The 17,386-nt window shown below is 59.8% G+C and carries 15 protein-coding genes; 3 read left to right on the top strand and 12 right to left on the bottom strand.

Annotation, left to right across the window (positions count from 1 at the left end):
• Positions 1-36: 36 nt before the first annotated feature.
• From G3M56_RS05850 to menD, 6 genes are all read right to left on the bottom strand, one after another.
• Complete coding sequence (locus tag G3M56_RS05850) at positions 37-1,059, bottom strand: Fe(3+) ABC transporter substrate-binding protein (RefSeq protein ID WP_164362783.1); 1,023 nt, start codon at positions 1,057-1,059, stop codon at positions 37-39.
• A 51-nt stretch (positions 1,060-1,110) separates the two neighbouring features.
• Entirely contained in the window at positions 1,111-1,620 is a 510-nt protein-coding gene (locus tag G3M56_RS05845; protein WP_164362782.1) for a ferritin, read from the bottom strand.
• A gap of 84 nt (positions 1,621-1,704) precedes the next feature.
• Positions 1,705-1,887 (bottom strand): hypothetical protein, encoded by a 183-nt coding sequence (locus tag G3M56_RS05840; protein WP_164362780.1) that lies wholly within the window; start codon positions 1,885-1,887, stop codon positions 1,705-1,707.
• Positions 1,888-1,978: 91 nt separating this feature from the next.
• Positions 1,979-2,863: a 1,4-dihydroxy-2-naphthoate octaprenyltransferase gene (menA, locus tag G3M56_RS05835; RefSeq protein WP_164362779.1), complete on the bottom strand. Its 885-nt coding sequence runs from the start codon at positions 2,861-2,863 to the stop codon at positions 1,979-1,981.
• Positions 2,864-2,915: 52 nt separating this feature from the next.
• A complete protein-coding gene (locus tag G3M56_RS05830) occupies positions 2,916-3,650 on the bottom strand; it encodes an alpha/beta fold hydrolase (protein ID WP_164362777.1) in 735 nt (244 codons plus the stop codon).
• A gap of 36 nt (positions 3,651-3,686) precedes the next feature.
• Positions 3,687-5,375 carry a 2-succinyl-5-enolpyruvyl-6-hydroxy-3-cyclohexene-1-carboxylic-acid synthase gene (menD, locus tag G3M56_RS05825; protein WP_164362776.1) on the bottom strand — a complete coding sequence of 563 codons (1,689 nt, stop codon included), beginning with the start codon at positions 5,373-5,375 and terminating at the stop codon, positions 3,687-3,689.
• A 116-nt stretch (positions 5,376-5,491) separates the two neighbouring features.
• Here menD and G3M56_RS05820 point away from each other — a divergent pair, with 116 nt between their 5' ends.
• From G3M56_RS05820 to G3M56_RS05810, 3 genes are all read left to right on the top strand, one after another.
• Entirely contained in the window at positions 5,492-6,322 is an 831-nt protein-coding gene (locus tag G3M56_RS05820) for a CvfB family protein (RefSeq protein ID WP_164362774.1), read from the top strand.
• Between the two features lie 175 nt (positions 6,323-6,497).
• The gene (locus G3M56_RS05815) at positions 6,498-8,669 is read left to right on the top strand and encodes an SUMF1/EgtB/PvdO family nonheme iron enzyme (protein WP_164362772.1); all 2,172 of its coding nucleotides are present in this window, start codon (positions 6,498-6,500) and stop codon (positions 8,667-8,669) included.
• Between the two features lie 71 nt (positions 8,670-8,740).
• Positions 8,741-9,094: a hypothetical protein gene (locus tag G3M56_RS05810; protein ID WP_164362764.1), complete on the top strand. Its 354-nt coding sequence runs from the start codon at positions 8,741-8,743 to the stop codon at positions 9,092-9,094.
• A gap of 107 nt (positions 9,095-9,201) precedes the next feature.
• Here G3M56_RS05810 and guaA read toward each other — a convergent pair whose 3' ends face one another.
• From guaA to G3M56_RS05780, 6 genes are all read right to left on the bottom strand, one after another.
• Positions 9,202-10,725: a glutamine-hydrolyzing GMP synthase gene (guaA, locus tag G3M56_RS05805; protein ID WP_164362762.1), complete on the bottom strand. Its 1,524-nt coding sequence runs from the start codon at positions 10,723-10,725 to the stop codon at positions 9,202-9,204.
• 48 nt (positions 10,726-10,773) lie between these two features.
• Complete coding sequence (gene guaB / locus G3M56_RS05800; RefSeq protein ID WP_164362760.1) at positions 10,774-12,228, bottom strand: IMP dehydrogenase; 1,455 nt, start codon at positions 12,226-12,228, stop codon at positions 10,774-10,776.
• A 129-nt stretch (positions 12,229-12,357) separates the two neighbouring features.
• A complete protein-coding gene (locus G3M56_RS05795; RefSeq protein ID WP_164362758.1) occupies positions 12,358-13,437 on the bottom strand; it encodes a 6-phosphofructokinase in 1,080 nt (359 codons plus the stop codon).
• Positions 13,438-13,818: 381 nt separating this feature from the next.
• Entirely contained in the window at positions 13,819-14,886 is a 1,068-nt protein-coding gene (locus tag G3M56_RS05790; RefSeq protein ID WP_164362756.1) for an ornithine cyclodeaminase, read from the bottom strand.
• Between the two features lie 3 nt (positions 14,887-14,889).
• Positions 14,890-15,816 carry an arginase gene (gene rocF, locus G3M56_RS05785; protein WP_164362754.1) on the bottom strand — a complete coding sequence of 309 codons (927 nt, stop codon included), beginning with the start codon at positions 15,814-15,816 and terminating at the stop codon, positions 14,890-14,892.
• A gap of 178 nt (positions 15,817-15,994) precedes the next feature.
• A complete protein-coding gene (locus tag G3M56_RS05780) occupies positions 15,995-16,999 on the bottom strand; it encodes a D-alanyl-D-alanine carboxypeptidase family protein (RefSeq protein WP_164362753.1) in 1,005 nt (334 codons plus the stop codon).
• Between the last annotated feature and the right edge of the window lie 387 nt (positions 17,000-17,386).

Below are 17,386 nucleotides of genomic sequence, written 5' to 3'. Positions count from 1 at the left end.
GTCCCGCGTGCCCCCTATCCACCGTGTGTCCGAAAATTACTCCCAGCCAGAAAGGAGGAAGAGCTTGGCGGCGTCCTTGCGCGATGCTCCCACTTTCTTCAGATCGATCGGATCGTACTTGAACGCGGCCCATGGCTCCAACGCCGGCGAAAGCGTGTGATCCATGTTCAGCGGGTACTCGTGAGTGGTGGTTGGGAAGGTTTTCTGAGCTTCCGCCGAACTGAGAAACTCGAGAAGCTTCACCGCAGCCTCTTTGTTATCCGAAGTCTTCACCACACCACCACCTGAGATGTTAATATGCGTGCCGGTGCCGTCCTGATCCGGGAAGATCAGCCCAATCTTCGATGCGACCTCGCGGTCCTTTTCATCCGGTGAGCTGGCAAGCAACCCGTAATAGTACGTGTTGGCAATGGCCACATCGGCGATCCCCGCAGCCACGGCCCGCATCTGGTCGCGATCACTCCCCTGAGGCGCACGCGCCATGTTCTTGCGCACGCCCTTGGCCCACTGCAGCGCTTTCGCCTTGCCGTGGTTGGCGATCATCCCCGCCAAGAGCGATTGGTTGTAGATATTCGATGAAGAACGCACGCAGATGCGCCCTTTCCACTCGGGCTTGGTCAGATCCTGGTAACTGGTAATCGACGCAGGATCCACCCGGTCCTTGGCATACATGATCACACGGGCCCGCACGGTGAAGCCATACCAGTGCCCTTCCGGATCCCGCAAATGCGCCGGCACCTGGCTCTCCAGAGCCTCGCTCGTGACCGACTGCAGAATCCCAAGCTCACGCGCCTTCTCCAATCGCCCCACATCCGCCGCAATGAAAATGTCCGCAGGCGATTTCTCACCTTCGGCCTCAATCCGCTCGATCAACGCGTCCGCCTTCGCCTTCACCGTCTCCACTTTAATCCCCGTCTGACGCGTGAACTCCTCATAGAGTTTCTGGTCGCCCTCATAATGACGGTAAGAATAAACAGTGACTGTCTCTTCATCTGCGGAAACGGCCGATACAGAGATCGTGGCCGCCAACACGGTGGTGATCAGGTTGCGAAGTTTCATTCAGCGGGTTTGTGAGGTGGTTGTTTTGTTTGGTTTAGAAAAGAACGTAGCCTAAGCATCGTCGGCGCTCTCGGGCTTGCGCGCCCCGAGCTTGTCATCGAGATAAAGCAAGCCCGCGCTCTCATCGCCGATGCGCTCCAGCAGCGCGATCACATCTTCGATGCTCTTCTCCTCCTCAACCTGCTCGTCGAGGAACCACTGAAGATGACTCTTGGTCGCGTGATCACTGAGTTTCAGCGCCAGCTCGTAGAGTGCGTTGATCGACTGCGTGTTCTCAACCTCGGTCTGGAGCGCCATTTTGAACACCTCCAACGGGTTGGAATACGTCGCCACTGGGGCTGGGATCGCATTGAGCTTCACTGTACCTCCACGGTCCTGCAAATAGTGCAGCAACTTCATCGCGTGCACTTTCTCCTCGTCATGCTGCAACAGCATCCAACGGGCAAATCCGTCGAGATTCTGGGTGTCAAAATAGGTCGACATGCCCAGGTAGTTGTAGGAAGCGGTCAGCTCCTGATTGATCTGGGCGTTGATGGCTTGTTCGAGTTCTGGATGAATCATAATCAGATCGGGTTGGTTCCTGTGGCGCGTTGCCACGCTCATCAGCGTCACAACTCCAAGTCTTCCGTGCAATGTTGAACTGATCTAACCAGCCTCATCCAAAACCCTCAGCCCGGTGGCAAGCGGCATCGCCTTGCACAGCGCCTTCTTCGTATTCGCCACCCGTGCGCACTTGCGGCACACAAACCGCGGCTCACTCACCAGATCGGCAAACACATCGGCACGCTTGAGAAGCTCCTTCTCCTTCCACTTGCAAAATGTCTTCATCTTAGGCACGGGGTGAATATGAGACTCATTCTCATATATTCAAGCGAAATCTACCCCGTGCCCAATCTCGCCATCATCGAGCCCCCACGAATCAACCGTCCAGCAGCCCGCCAATCTGGAATGCCGCGGCAAAGAGCAGCATCCCCATGCCACAAATCGCGAGCAATTTGTTGTACACTCGCCCGGGCTTGTTCTTCCAAACACCGCGTACCACGACCAGCGCCGGCAACGCCACGGCAACCACCGTCGCCAGTGCAAGCCAACCGAAGCCAATCGCCGCCCAGTAGCCCGACAACCCGAAAGCCACCGCATAAAGCGCGGCGATTTCCCATCGTCCGAACGCCACGCCAAGCCGCACCGCCAATGTCCGTTTGTTCGAGCGCGTGTCCTCCTCCACATCGCGCAGGTTGTTGATCGCAATCAGCGCGGTCGAGAGAGCCCCCAACTGGAAGCCCAGCACCAGAGCTTCGGTGAACCATTGCCCAGACTGGATGAACGCCGTGCCCATCACAGCGATCAGCCCGAAGAAAATCATCACGAACAACTCGCCCAGCCCACGGTATGCCAGCGGCAACGGTCCACCCGTGTAGCCAAAACTGAAGTACAACGACGGCAGACCAATGGCGATCACCGGCCAACCTCGGGCGGCAATCATCGGCAACGCCGCCACGCAGGCGAGTGCGAGCGTAACGAACCCAATGGTCATCACGGTGCGCCCGCTGACCAAGCCGGATGCCGTCGCTCTCACAGGCCCCAACCGTGCTGCGGTGTCCGCGCCCTTTTTATGGTCGATGGCATCGTTGAAGAAATTGGTCGCGATCTGAATCAGCCCGGCGCTGACCAACGTACAGACGGCCAGCCACGGCGACCACTCACCTGTGAGCATCCACGCCAGAACACATCCGGCCCAGACGGGAGCCACCACAGCGGGCAAGGTCTTGGGGCGGGCGGCGAGGATCCAGGTTGCGCTGCTCATGATCGGAGAATCAAATCGGTTTCCCGTTTGATGGACTACGACACCGGTCCGGTCAACCGATTCGGGCGACCCAATCGCGCAGAAGCGCACCAAAACGTTCCGGCGACTCGTGCAACACGCGGTGCCCCACGCCATCGACAAGAGCCAACTCGCCGCGCACGCAAAGCCCCGACGCGCGTTCCGACAACGCGGCAAACTTCCCATCTACGGCACCCGCCACCCACAGGCAAGGTAAGTCGCACCGCTCGAGATCATCCCACAATGCCTGCTGCCGCCCGAGCGACCAACAACGCATCGCTCTCGCAACCGCAGCCCGCCTGGGCTCCAACGCCAACCGCCCAGCCACCCAATCGTCCCCCACTCCCGCCAACACAGGCTGGGCATTCCACATCCGCAATGCAGCATCCCACGCTACGTCATCGTCGCCAAAGCGCTCCTCCCACAGCGCGTCGGCATCGACACGCGCCACTTTCTCATCCTCGTCCTCGAGCCCAGGATGAGCGGACACGATCACCACGTGCTGCCACCTCTGCCGGTCGGCCACCATGGCATGCATCGCCAACCGCCCGCCCAGCGAATAACCGAGCAAACAATCCTCCACCCCGGCGGATTGCGGCACCTCCTGGTTCAGCCATCGGCAAAAGCTCTCGAAATCCTCCACTCCGGCCTCAATCGCATCGAGCAAATCAAGCGCTACCCACTCACCGCCCACGCGGTCGGCAATCGGTTGCCAATCCGCCGGGTCCCCCAGCATTCCATGAAGTGCGATAAACCGCTGACGACTCATAGACCTTGATTTGCTTTACTTCACCTGCCAGGCGGCTCACTCAGCTCCGGCAACCGCCTCGTGCACGTCGACCGATACCTTGCGATACGCATCCCAAAACGCGTCGGATTGCGCCGAATCCGGCTTCAACTCCACCAGCATCGGCCACGCATCCTCCAGCGCCTGACCATCCCAGCCTGCCACATCCGCCACCAGCAGATGACGCATGCCCCACAAGTCCGCCCACTGCGCAAAGTCCACATTGGACGAGTCATTGACCAATAATTCCCGAGCGCGGTCGGACATCGACGCCAACGCCGGCAATCTGGAGAAGATCTGCCCTCCTCCATTGTTGATCACTACCACCCGCCAGCGCGTCCCCTCCGAGCGCGCTGCCAGTTGATCCAACATCCATGGCGCGGAGAAATCGTACAGCGTTGTCAGATCACCGAAAAGCCCCCACGCCTCGTCGCGCCCAATTCCGCAGCCAAAGAACGACGACAACTGTCCGTCGATCCCATTGGCTCCGCGGTTGGCAAACACACCACCGCTCAACTCCCCATCACAAACCAACTGAGCTTCCCGGATCGACAAGCTATTACCCAAATAGACAGCGTCCGCCGAGCGCATCTGATCCAACGCTCCTGCCACCAACGCGACCTCGGATTGTGGAAAGTTCGCCACCAACTCCGCCACACGCTCACGCAGCACGGCGCCCACCTGGTACATGCGCTTGAGCCAATCGTGATCCACTACCTTGGGTCCACGATCCCCCCAATAGCCAACAAATGCCATCACATCACCCGCGGCCGCGGTCACCCCCGCCGTCCGCCCCAGTCCACGCAGGCCCGTTGGCGACACGCATGTCACCGCAATGTCGGCCCGATCTTCCAAATCACGCCAGAAGCGTCCATTGGGCACCCCACCCACACGCACCACCCGCTGCGGGCAAAGCGCGGGCTGGCTGAGCACACCGACCAGATCCCCGATCAACAATTCGTGCAAAACCGGTTCGGCTTGCATTCCAGAGGTCACCTCTGCCCAAACCGGTAGCCCCAACTTGGCCAAACCTGCCGCCACGTCGCGACGGTCGCCTTCATCCACATCGCCGACCACCACGCAAACACGGCTCTCGTCGATCTCATCCAAAAGTGCATCACACCACCCAAAATCCACATCCTCCAGAGGCTCGTCGCCATCTTCGAACGAGAGCTCGTCCGGCAGCGTCAGCTCGCCCGCCAACAAAGGTTCGGAAAAACACACATTCACAAATGCCGCGCCGCGGCCAGTCCAGCGCTCGCGCAAGCCAACCAAGCGCTCGAAATCAGCCTCTCCCCCACCAATCAAGTCCGCCTCAATCGCGTAGGTCCCGAAAATCCCGCTATGCTCGATGCTCTGCGGCGCCCCGCCCCCGCGCCAGTCCGCCGGACGGTCACCCGCCACCACCACCAACGGCACACCGGAATAATGCGCTTCGACCACCGCCGGCATCAACTCCGCCACAGCCGTACCAGAAGTCACCACCACCGCCACCGGATCACCACTGCTCTGAGCTCGCCCAAGAGCAAAGAATCCGGCGGACCGCTCGTCAAAATGACGCCAACAGGTAAGCGCATCATTCTGCTCGGCGGCCACGAGCAGCGGTGTGTTACGCGCACCCGCACACACCACGACTTCACTCACCCCAGCCACATTGCCGAGCCAGTCCATTACCATCGCCGCGCGTTCCAAGTTCCCGTTATCCATCGGCACCAATGAAAACCGATCCACCTCCCGAGGCAATCAGGATTTCCCCCACCATCCGGGATCCTGAACATCTGGGTGCGACCGCTCCCAATCTGCGGTAAGGTGCCCACACAAACATGATCACACTCGGCCAATCTTATACCCTCGAAGTCACCAAACTCTCGGAGCACGGCGCCTACCTCAATGCCGGCGAGCTCGGCGACGTCCTGCTGCCGCGCAAGTTCGCCTCCAAGGCACTCACGCCGGGTGACATGGTCGATGTCTTCCTCTACCGCGACTCCGAAGACCGCCCGGTGGCCACCACCCAAACGCCAAAGGCAAAAGTCGGTGAGTTCGCCCTGCTGAAAGTAAAACAAAGCACGCCTGTCGGGGCCTTCCTCGACTGGGGCTTGGAAAAAGACCTGCTCGTCCCATTCTCGGAGCAAGGAGACGGCATGCGCGTCGGTCACTCCTACGTGGTTTTCCTCTACCTCGACGAGATCCACAACCGCATCACCGCCACCACCAAGCTCGACAAACACCTCAACAAAGAGCCACATCGCTTCAAGGAGCAACAAGCCGTCGATCTCGTGATCGCTCAGATCACCGATCTTGGGTTCAAAGCCATCATCAACGGTACCCACACCGGCATCCTCTATAGCAACGAGGTCTTCCAACCATTGGAAATCGGCCAGCAGATCCAGGGCTACATCAAACAGATCCGCTACGACGGCAAGATCGACCTCTGCTTGCAAGGAACCAAGCAGGCCCGCGACAGCCACGCCGAAGCTATTCTCCGCCACCTCGAAAACCGCGGCGGATCATCCCCGCTCAACGACAAGTCGTCACCGGAGGAAATCACCGCCGCCCTGCACATGAGCAAGAAGGCATTCAAAAAAGCCGTCGGCGGACTCTACAAACAACAAAAGATCACCGTCTCAGAGGATGGGATCGAGTTGGTGAAGTAGCCCCTTCCTGAGAAATTGGGAGCAGCCCGCTTCTCCCTATACGTTTCTCTGCTCCTGAGCACAATTTCCGCGCAACCCAACGCGCGGCCGTGGGTTCGTTTGCATTCGTAACCTCCAATCAACTGTGTCAGCCAGACGCTGCCGACACCGGAGAGAACCGATGCAACGACCACCGATGACCACACACTCTCTCACGCAGAATGCAGCGCACGTCGCGCTCGCCACACTGCTCGCCTGCTCGCCGTCACTCCTAATCGCCCAGCAGCGCGATGGCGCTCCACCGCATGCGCCCGCCGAGATCAACGGCGTGAAGGGTTCCTCCATTCTGAAACTGCTCGGAGCCAAACAGGAAGACGGCATCGACCGAAAGATCCTCAGCCACTACGTCGACCACTTCGATCGCGTCGACACCAATGGAGACGGCTTCCATTCGGCGCAAGAATATGTTGAGAACGCCGGCTACAAAACCCGCGCGTCCAGAGCCGGAATCTTCGGCGCCGCCGACAGCAACCGCGACGGCAAGGTCTCGAAAAGCGAGTACATCCTCAACCGCATCATCACCGATGAAGGCAAGGCTCTCATCTCCGCGATGGACGACAACGGCGACGGCAAAACCAGCGAGCAGGAGTTTCTCAACAACGCTCCACTCACCGACAAGGAACTCGCGCGCAACGTATTCGACACCCTCGATCGCGAAAACAGCGGCTTTCTAGCCACCCACCAATACTTGCGCGTTTGGGGACAATGGGCCCGCTCCGGAAAAGCCGATGCCGACACCAGGATCGCCCGCATGGAGCAACGCCTGGAGACCGGAGCCAGCGACACCGAGCCCGCACCAGATCGCCCGACACGCCCAGCTCGAGCAAGTGGCGAGCGACCACAAGGCGGCCCGCCACAAGGCCAGCGCCCGTCGCCGGCCAACTTGCTGACACGCTTCGACTCGGACGGCGACGGCAAGTTGCGCGGTGATGAAATACCCGAACGCATGAAAGCCCGCCTCGATCACATCGACCGCAATGGCGATGGCATCGTGACGAAAGATGAACTGGAACGCATGGGGCCACCAAAAAGTGGCCAGCGCCCGCCACGCGAAGGAAACGATGAGCGCCCGACTCCCACGGCACCCAGTAAAGCAGGCAAGCCGGAGAAGCGTCCGGCTGAGAGCCGTTCACAGATCTTCGACCGCAGCGCACGATTGGCAAAAATCGACCGCAACCGCGACGGCAGGATCTCAAAAGACGAATACCGCACACACGGTCCGGCTGCGTTGTTTGCCGAACTCGACGCTGACCACGATGGATTCTTGAGCACCCAAGAATCGCGCTGGATGATGACTTTCGAGCCCATCCCCGGCGGCACGTTTGAAATGGGGAGCGACCACGAACGCTCAGCGGGGCCAGCCCACCAGGTCGAGATCAGCGCATTCTCCATGGGCACCACCGAAGTCACCACCGCGCAGTATTGCCAGTACCTCAACGCGGCACTGAATGCCGGTGAGATCACGGTAAAGCTGGGCGACGCCAGCGGCGGAGGTGTCCGGATCTTCGTCTCCATCCCCGCCTACGAAGTGATCGGCGCACCTGGCTCGAAGTTCGCCGGCAAAACCTTCACCATCCTCAGCCCGGTCGCCGGACTGTCGCACGTGAAGCTCGACGGCCACCCGATCAACATTCCGGAGCACCCGCTCAACCAAAGCTGGATCGATTACTCGCCCGAGACCCACAAGTTCTCCGTACGCCCCGGCTTCGAGGATTGGCCGGCGGTCAACATCCGCTGGTACGGCGCCAAAGCATTCGCCGACCATTATGGCCTGGATCTCCCATCCGAGGCCCAGTGGGAATACGCGGCAAAGGGTGGCCAGAACTTCCGCTGGGCCTCCTCAACCGGAGAGATCAGCGGCAAGCTCGCCAACTTCAAGTGCTTCGCCTCCAACACAAGGCACCCTTCCACGGATGCAGTCGACGAACCTGAGAAATGGGCTGGATTCCGCCTTCCCGTCGGAAGTTATCCCGCCAACCCATTCGGCCTATACGACCTGGGCGGCAATGTCTGGGAATGGACCGGCGATTGGTACAGCGACGACTTCTACCAACTCTGCAAGGATCAGGGAACCGTTCGCGACCCGATCAACCGTGACGGCGATGAACCTCCAGCCGATGCCAAGGGAGGCCCGTCCGGAGGCACGACCCACGACGCCCGCGTCGTCCGTGGCGGATCCTACCAATACCATCAGGCCACGCTCAGCACGACCTACCGAATGCCGCTCTACCCGTTCCGAGGCAACGATCACTTTGGCTTCCGCGTGGTAAGCATGAGCCCTGAATCCACGACCACGAGGCAGCCATAGATAGAGCTCCCTCTAGCGATTGTGCGTGATCAGTAATTGACTCCACTACCGATAAAAGGACATCATGAAGGATGGCCGAGCCGCCAAAAGCCGCCCGAATTCTCGCAGCCACACTCTTCCTGATCATCAGTGTGGGCGCGCTCACTGCACACATCGATGCAGCGGTCCAGAAGGCGGACGCAGTGAAGTACGCCAAGTCCTGCGCAACGGTGGACGAACTGGTCCGTGGCTTTGGTGAGCCCATGTACACCACCGTCACCGACCACCGCCCCCACGAATGGGTCGAGCGATCATTTACCATCGACATCGCCCCAGACCAGGAAGCCCACATCTTCCACCCGATCGGAACCAACCCGAACTTCATCATCATCGCCCTCTCCGATCAGGACGGCAACATCGTCAGCACGCGGAAGCTCAATTATTGAGTCCTTCCTTCTCTGCGTGGGCAGTTTCCTGCCAAACATCAAAAAAGCCGGTGCAACCTGAGTCGCACCGGCTTCTGTTTTAAGATCGTTCGATCAGAGCGATCCGCTTACTCCCACTCAATGGATGCAGGCGGCTTGCTCGACACGTCGAAGAGCACACGGTTGATGCCCGCGACGCTGTTAAGGATCATGTTGCTCGACTCGCGGAGGATGCTGTAAGGCAACTCCACCCAGTCCGCGGTCATGGCATCCTCGGACACCACGGCACGGAGCGAGCACGCCCACTCGTACGAGCGCTCGTCACCCTTCACCCCGACGGTCTTGACCGGCACCAACGCACCGTAGGCCTGCCAGACCTTGTCATACCAGCCGTGATCCTTGAGGCGCGAGATGAAGATCGCATCCACCTCACGGATGATGTCGAGCTTCTCCTTGGTGATGTCACCCGGGCAACGAACCGCAAGGCCCGGACCTGGGAATGGGTGACGGTTCAAAATGTCCTTGGCGATTCCCAACGACGCACCGAGCTCGCGGACTTCGTCTTTGAACAACTCAGCCAATGGCTCGAGCACCTTGCCCTGCGCTTGCAGTTCGAGCACGCGGTCCACGCGGTTGTGGTGGGTCTTGATCTTCGAGGCCTTCGAATTCTCGTTCGAGGCACTTTCGATGACGTCAGGATAGAGAGTCCCCTGAGCGAGAATTTCAGCATCCCCCACAGCGTCCCAGAAGACGTCGAGGAAAAGGTTGCCAATGATGACACGCTTCTTCTCCGGAGCGGTCTCACCTGCCAACGCGGTCAGGAAGCGCTCGGAAGCATCCACCTTCTCGATCGGCACGCCCATGCGGTGGAAGTTGTTGACCACCTCGGCGGCCTCGTCCTTACGCAACAATCCGTTGTCGACAAAGATGGCGCGCATGTTCACACCAGCCTCGTGCAGAAGCACGGCAAGCACGGTCGAATCCACACCACCGGACACACCACACACGACCTGCTTGTCACCCACGCGGTCGCGGATGCCGTCGATGATCTCACGGCGGAACTCCTCGATGCGGAATGGCTGGAGATCACCCGCCATCATCAGGAAGTTGCCGAGAATACGGGTTCCTTCGTGGCTGTGGGTCACCTCCGGGTGGTACTGGATACCGAAGTAACGCTCACCCCACTGGAGGGAAACCGGTGTGTCGTGCTGGTTGACCGCAATCACGCTGCATCCGTCCGGCAAATTGCTCACCGTGTCGGAATGGCTCATCCAAACCTGGGACTCAGCGGAAACGCCTTCGTACAGCCCCTCGCAAGCCACCGGCTTCATGATGGCCTGGCCGTACTCGCGCTTGTCACTGGCTTTCACTTCGCCACCGAACTTAATGTTCAGCAACTGCATGCCGTAACAAACACCAAGCACAGGAACGCCGTAGGCATCAAGCGTGGCAAAGTCGATGTCCGGAGCATCCGCCTCCGACGTGCTCTTCGGCCCGCCGGAAAGAATGATGGCACCAGGCTTGCCAATCTCAGCCACGTCCTCAGGACGGTAGAGCTTGGCGAAGTATCCGAGTTCGCGCACTCGGCGAACAATGAGTTGTGTGTATTGCGAACCGAAGTCGAGGACCGCAACGTGGTTGATTTCTTCCATGAATCGAGTGGAGTCGCTGGTAATTGATACGTTGAGAATCGATCGCCGTTAGTTGGACGGCTGGTAGTTGATCGGCTCCTCGGTGATGGTGATGTCGTGAGGGTGGCTCTCGCGCAATCCGCCGGCGGTGATGCGGACGAACTCGGCGCGCTCGCGCAGTTCCTCGAGGGTGCTGGCACCAACATATCCCATACCCGAGCGGAGACCGCCCATCAGCTGGAACACAACGTCGGCCAATGGCCCCTTGTATGGCACGCGGGCTTCCACGCCCTCTGCGACCAACTTGCCGCTGCTGTTCTGACCATAGCGGTCACCGCTGCCCTTGCGCATCGCCTGAAGCGAGCCCATGCCGCGGTACTGCTTGAAGCGACGACCACCGAAGTGAACGGTCGCGCCAGGACTTTCGCGGGTTCCGGCGAGCAATGACCCAAGCATCACGAGATCCGCACCAGCGGCCAAAGCTTTCACCACGTCACCGGAGTAACGGATGCCACCGTCGGCAATCACAGGAACGCCCACCTTGCGGCAGTGGCGCGCCACGTTCTGCACTGCGGTAAACTGCGGCATGCCCACACCCGAAATCACACGGGTGGTGCAAATCGATCCCGGACCGACACCCACTTTCACGGCGTCTGCACCGGCATCGCAAAGATCTTTGGCACCTTGTTCGGTCACCACGTTTCCGGCCACGACCGGCAAATCCACTTTTTCCTTCACCATGCGGATCACGTCCACCACGCGGGAGGTGTGACCAGTCGCCGCATCGATGAAGAGCGCATCCGCACCCGCTTCTGCCAGTGCCACTGCACGGTCCACGCAGTCAGGCCCCACGCCAATCGCAGCACCACAGAGCAAGCGCCCGTGTGCGTCCTTGGCTGCATTGGTGAACTCGGCACGCTTTTCAATATCGGCACCGGTGATCAGTCCGACCAATTCGCCGGCTTCGTTGATCAGCGGAAGCTTCTCGATACGGTTTTCGTGCAACACGCGCTGGGCGTCTTCGATGGTCGTGTTCTCAGCAGCGGTGACGAGGCGCTCAAGCGGCGTCATCACGGCTTCCACCAGGGCGGCGTCATCCTCAAGGATGCGCACGTCACGACTGGTGATCATTCCCTCGAGCTTGCCCTCTTCGCCCACCACTGGGAAACCGGAGAAGCCGTGCTCGAACATGATCTCCTTGATCTGTCCGATCGTCTGGCGACGCGTCACCGTCAGCGGATTGTAGATCACCGCATTCTCGGAACGCTTCACGCGTTTGACCATGGCGGCTTGTTCTTCGATCAGGTTGTTGCGGTGGATCACACCGAGACCACCCTCACGTGCGAGAGCAATGGCGAGTTCGGATTCACTCACTGTGTCCATGGCCGATGAGAGCACCGGCAGATTGAGCCGCAGCTTGGCGGTCACATTGGTCGAGAGGTCTGCATCGCCAGGCAGAATCTCGCTCAATTTCGGAACCAGGAGGACGTCGTCGAAGCTTAAACCAAGAGGAATTTCACCCATATCTTACTAAGGGCACGATTCCCCGATTGTCATCCGAAATTTTACCCAAAAAATTACCGCGGTGGAATTCGCATCCACCGCGGTAATCAGCCCCTGAATCTCAGGGAAATTCTCGATCTGAGAGCAGGCTTATTTGCCCATGCAAATGCCCACCGAACGTGCTGCATTCACTTCTTCGCCCTCTGGGTCGACGAGGCGCAATTGGTTCACCGCATCTTCGATCGGCACCGCTCCAACGCTCGCGCTCTGGTAGCTCACCATCTTGCCGAAGTCTTTCTTCTCGATCAACTTCACCGCTTCCACACCGAACCAGGTTCCGAGGATACGGTCGAATGCGGTTGGCGATCCGCCACGCTGCAAGTGACCAAGGGTCACCGAGCGGGTTTCTTTGCCGGTGCGCTTCTCGATCTCAGCCGCCACGCGGGCGCCAATGCCACCGAGACGGTACTCGGAGCTGGCTGCGCCTTCGGTCTGGATGAAGCTCTGCTCACCGCCCTCTGGCAGTGCGCCTTCAGCCACCACGATCAACGAGAAGTTGTTGCCATCCTTCTCACGCTGGTTCACAGCCTCGCAGACGACGTCCATGTCGAATGGAATCTCTGGAATCAAAATCGCATTCGCGCCACCGGCGATACCACCGTGCAGGGCGATCCATCCGGCGTGACGTCCCATCACTTCCAGAACGATCACGCGGCCGTGACTGCCAGCTGTGGTCTGGAGGCGGTCCAAGCCGTCCACCACCGAAGTCACTGCGGAATCGAATCCGAAGGTACGGGCGGTTGCGTGCAAGTCGTTATCGATGGTCTTTGGCACACCGACCACTGGCCAGCCCATGTTGCAAAGCTGCAGAGCGGTGGTCAGGGTTCCGTCACCACCGATGATGACGAGACCTTCCAGGTTCAGTGCGTCGAATGTCTTGCGTGCCGAGTTAACAATCTCGTGTGGCACTTCCATCACATTGCCAGCGCCCACTTTCGCACCGAAGTTACCTTTGTTAGTGGTTCCAAGAATGGTACCGCCCAACTTCTGGATCCCCATGGTGTTGTTCACGTCCAGCAGCTGGTAGCGCGCTGGTGGAAGCATGCCTTCGAAGCCATCGGTGAAGCCTACCACTTCCCACCCGAGTTTGTCCGCGGCGCCGACGACCCCGTGAATCACTGCGTTCAGTCCTGGGCAGTCGCCCCCGCTATTCAAGATGCCAATTCGCATAATATCGTTGTGTTCGTTATTCCGTGGGTGATCCAAGTGAATGGTCCCACCATTCGGGATACGGCGGAATATCTCAAGACATCCCCTCCCATTCAGTGAGTTTTTCCAGCCCAGACTTATCCAATCAATACAGGCGGGGCAACATTGGTGTAACACGGCCAGCACATGAAAGATCGAACGCCCCCGCAGATCCACCACGGGAGCACTTACAATTCGCCCGCACCTCCCCGCTCGGATGTGACAATACCAGCGGATCCGTCAATTCGGCGGAATGGCGGCGCGCTCTTCCGTCTGCGGTCAGACACAATCCTCGATGCCGGCGGACTACCTGAACGGCAAGCAACCAAGCATCGCTCAAGCCCCCCGCCATGTTAAGATCAGTTAGGTCTGGGCCCGCAGGATCATGCCAAACAAGTCCCGCGGGTCATCAGGGTCCGCCAACAGATCCAGCTCCTCATGCGCTGCCCCGGCAGTCACGCGGTCATGGACATAGCGCAACGCCGCAAAGTCCTCGATCGCGAACCCCACACTGTCGAAAAGCGTGATCTCCTGAGCATCCTTCCGCCCACTCACCTCCCCCCGCAGAACCTGCCAGAGCTCGGTCACCGCAGAGGAAGGCTCAAGTTGTTGAATCTCCCCCTCTACTCTCGTCTGCTCTTCATATTCGACGAAGATCGACGCCCGCCTCAGAGTCTCCACTGCCAACTCGGTCTTGCCAGGGCAATCTCCACCAATCGCATTAAGATGCACGCCCGGACGGATCAACTCGTCCGCCACGGCAACCGCACGCCGCTTGGCCGCAGTACAGGTCGTGATGATTTGCGCCCCCTCAACCGCTTCCTCGACCGATGCGCACGACACCACATCGAGCCCCCGGTTTGCCAAGTTGCGCACCACCTTCGCAGTGGCCGCTGGATCGACATCGTACAGACGCACCGATCCGATCCCAACCAACGCCTTGAAGGCAATCGCCTGAAACTCGCACTGCGCACCATTGCCTATCATCGCCATCGTCGTCGCACCCGGTGCCGCCAACTCCCTTCCTGCCAACGCTGACATCGCAGCTGTGCGCAACGCGGTCAGCAAGGTCATCTCAGAAATCAATATCGGATACCCACTTGCCACCTTCGCCAACACCCCGAATGCGGTCACCGTCTGCAACCCCTCCCTCATGTTCTTCGGATGCCCATTCACGTACTTGAACCCGTAATGCTCCGCATCCGCCGCCGGCATCAACTCGATCACCCCATCCTCTGAATGCGCGGCCACTCGCGCCTGCTTGTGAAACTGCGGCCAGTTCTTAAAGTCCTCCTCTATATAATCGGCAATCTCACGCAACACCCGCTCGACTCCACGCCCGTTGATCAACTCCATCATGTGCGCCACCGACACAAACGGCACCAAGGCAAGCGGCGAAGGCTCGTTTCCAGATTCCTGATTCGCTGTCATGATTCACGTGGTTGATGTGGGAGCCTCGAGGAACGTCCTCCCAAAGAGCCGCGCCACGAGATCGGTCAGCATCTTGGAGGTGCGCCCCCGTTCATCGAGAAATGGGTTCAACTCTGCTACGTCTACCGACGTCACCAGGCCACTGTCGCTCAACCGCTCCATCACCAACTGAGCCTCCCGCAACGTGGCACCACCCGCCACCGGAGTCGTCACCGCCGGAGCAATCCCAGGATCGAGAAAATCCACATCCAAGCTCACGTGCAACCTACCTCCAGCCGCTGAGACCCGCTGCAGAAAGCCCTCCAACACAACCAAAACGCCCCGCACATCGATTTCCCGCATGTCGTGAAACTCCATCGCAGTCTCTTTCAGCCGCTCACCTTCCGCCGTGTCCACCGACCGCATCCCAAGCAGGCACACATTTCCCGCCGGCACCGGGTGCGGCACATCGGGAAACGGATCAAACCCAGACTGCCCCGTGAAGTAGGCCACTGGGATGCCGTGCAAATTCCCGCTGACCGTCGTGTCGAGCGTGTGGATGTCCGAGTGCGCGTCCAGCCACAGCACAAACTGCGGGCGCCCCAATTCCGCCGCGTATTTCGCAACTCCCGCCACCGTCCCTGCTGACAGACTGTGATCGCCGCCGAGACACAAAACGTACGCGCCGGATCGTGCCGCCGCGTAAGCCGCATCCATCAGCGCCCTGGTCCACGCAACCGTCTCCCCCAGTCCATGCAGTGCCGGGTTGGAATGCGCGATCGCCGGCACATCGTCCACACGCACATCCCCCAAGTCCTCTACGTCCCAGCCCAGCTCAGCCAACGTAGCCACCACCCCGGCAGCACGCATCGCCGCCGGTCCCATTTCACAACCCGGCGCTCTAGCCCCCGAATCCACGGGAGCTCCCAAAATCTGACAACGACCCGCCATGTGGCTCCTTTTCTACTGAGCCACATCGACTATCGCGCGGCTCGGATGAAATCATCGCCCGCACATTCTACCACTAATCCAAATTTTGCGCAGCACCGGGCACCACCGCTCCTCTGCGACACAAAAAATGGGGCGCGCGATCAGATCTCGCACGCCCCATTTGCAAATCGGTCTGACATTACTCCGCAGGACGAATAATCCGCTCGGCAGGCGTCCTGCGCCCGCCCTCATGCCACGTCTCCCATTCACTCCACGTCCGCTCCAGCATTGGCGGCGTCACCCCGAGCGGATCGGAACTTCCCACCACCACTGCCACAATGCGCTTGAGGTAAACCACACTCTCGCCAGTCTCCGGAGACTCACGCACATCCGGTGCCTTTTTGGCCGAAACCAAGGCCGCGCCTCCCAGCCCCGTGCGCACATTGGCCATCACACCGTCCACGCCATTGCGCCCGACCAGACGGTTCGCGTTCGTCACCTTGAACCGCTTGGCCCCGCCCACACGGTCGACAGAAATCGAACGCGAACGCTGCGTCACATAAAACCTGAAGGACGGTTTGTTCATCACATAGGCCGCCAGCAATGCCAGATCGCGCGCCGTGGTCCGGCCATCACGCTTCTTCACCGCCAGCATGCCCTCGGGCGATTCGAAACGCGTCTGCTTCATCCCCAACATCGCCGCCAGATAGTTCATCTCTTGGACAAACTCCTCTTCCGGGTTGGCCGCCTTGCGCCGCGCCATCACCAGGTTGCGCCCCACATGCGAGGCAATCGTCACCGCAGCCACGTCGTCATCACCGAGCAGCGCGGAGTACACCGCATCACGAAGTTTGATCCGGTCACCGGCCACCAAGCCCATCGGGTTGCGCAACTGCTGGCCCATCGGGTGCAAGGGAACCACTGCCACCTGGGACATCGAAGTCCCAGTCTTCTCCACCCAATCCAATGCCACGACCGCCGTCGCGATCTTGGAGAACCCACCTGGTGCGAACTTGGTCTGCGATCCTTTTTCGTAAAACGAGACGCTGCTCAGCGCGTCACAGGTCACATACACCGCCGGCTCGCGCGCCACCACATCCACTTGGGCCTCCACGGTGGGCACCGTGGCTGCCAGCGAGACAAATGCCCCCACGGCAAGCAATGCTCGCTGCCAACGGGTTCGAAAATTGGTCTTGGTCATCATGGTAAATTCTTCTGAATCAATCAGCGGCAAAGGGAGCAGATTCACCACCCTCTGGAAAGCCAATTCTAGGAGAGATCGGCCAGCACTACGCACAACACAACCACCGAATTTCGCGTACTCCTATCCGCCTCACTACCAGCGCCCGTGCCCAGTATTTCCATTTGCCCAAATCGCGCCGACAACGTATGGTCGCACCGTCTGAGGCACACCTGCCGCACACACCGCCCCGCCAGGTACACGCTACCCCGGGGAAGCGACCTCTCATGACAAAGTCGCAACAAAGCATGAACGCATCCACCAACCATCCTGCAAGCTCCGCGATTTGCCGTGCACCGATGCACGACGCGGATGGTCTCATGGTGGCGGTTCATACTCCGATCCGATCAT

The organism is Sulfuriroseicoccus oceanibius, from assembly GCF_010681825.2.
GTDB lineage: Bacteria > Verrucomicrobiota > Verrucomicrobiia > Verrucomicrobiales > SLCJ01 > Sulfuriroseicoccus > Sulfuriroseicoccus oceanibius.
Note: the sequence above shows the minus strand (reverse complement) of the source record. Positions and strands in the feature narration are given on the sequence as shown.

Excerpts from the sequence above, each read along its gene's own strand:
- G3M56_RS05820 (WP_164362774.1), top strand. The coding sequence starts at position 5,492 with ATGATCACACTCGGCCAATCTTATACCCTCGAAGTCACCAAACTCTCG.
- menD (WP_164362776.1), bottom strand. The coding sequence starts at position 5,375 with ATGGATAACGGGAACTTGGAACGCGCGGCGATGGTAATGGACTGGCTC.
- rocF (WP_164362754.1), bottom strand. The coding sequence starts at position 15,816 with ATGGCGGGTCGTTGTCAGATTTTGGGAGCTCCCGTGGATTCGGGGGCT.
- guaA (WP_164362762.1), bottom strand. The coding sequence starts at position 10,725 with ATGGAAGAAATCAACCACGTTGCGGTCCTCGACTTCGGTTCGCAATAC.
- G3M56_RS05795 (WP_164362758.1), bottom strand. The coding sequence starts at position 13,437 with ATGCGAATTGGCATCTTGAATAGCGGGGGCGACTGCCCAGGACTGAAC.
- G3M56_RS05790 (WP_164362756.1), bottom strand. The coding sequence starts at position 14,886 with ATGACAGCGAATCAGGAATCTGGAAACGAGCCTTCGCCGCTTGCCTTG.
- guaB (WP_164362760.1), bottom strand. The coding sequence starts at position 12,228 with ATGGGTGAAATTCCTCTTGGTTTAAGCTTCGACGACGTCCTCCTGGTT.
- menA (WP_164362779.1), bottom strand. The coding sequence starts at position 2,863 with ATGAGCAGCGCAACCTGGATCCTCGCCGCCCGCCCCAAGACCTTGCCC.
- G3M56_RS05780 (WP_164362753.1), bottom strand. The coding sequence starts at position 16,999 with ATGATGACCAAGACCAATTTTCGAACCCGTTGGCAGCGAGCATTGCTT.
- G3M56_RS05815 (WP_164362772.1), top strand. The coding sequence starts at position 6,498 with ATGACCACACACTCTCTCACGCAGAATGCAGCGCACGTCGCGCTCGCC.
- G3M56_RS05830 (WP_164362777.1), bottom strand. The coding sequence starts at position 3,650 with ATGAGTCGTCAGCGGTTTATCGCACTTCATGGAATGCTGGGGGACCCG.
- G3M56_RS05845 (WP_164362782.1), bottom strand. The coding sequence starts at position 1,620 with ATGATTCATCCAGAACTCGAACAAGCCATCAACGCCCAGATCAATCAG.
- G3M56_RS05810 (WP_164362764.1), top strand. The coding sequence starts at position 8,741 with ATGGCCGAGCCGCCAAAAGCCGCCCGAATTCTCGCAGCCACACTCTTC.
- G3M56_RS05840 (WP_164362780.1), bottom strand. The coding sequence starts at position 1,887 with ATGAAGACATTTTGCAAGTGGAAGGAGAAGGAGCTTCTCAAGCGTGCC.
- G3M56_RS05850 (WP_164362783.1), bottom strand. The coding sequence starts at position 1,059 with ATGAAACTTCGCAACCTGATCACCACCGTGTTGGCGGCCACGATCTCT.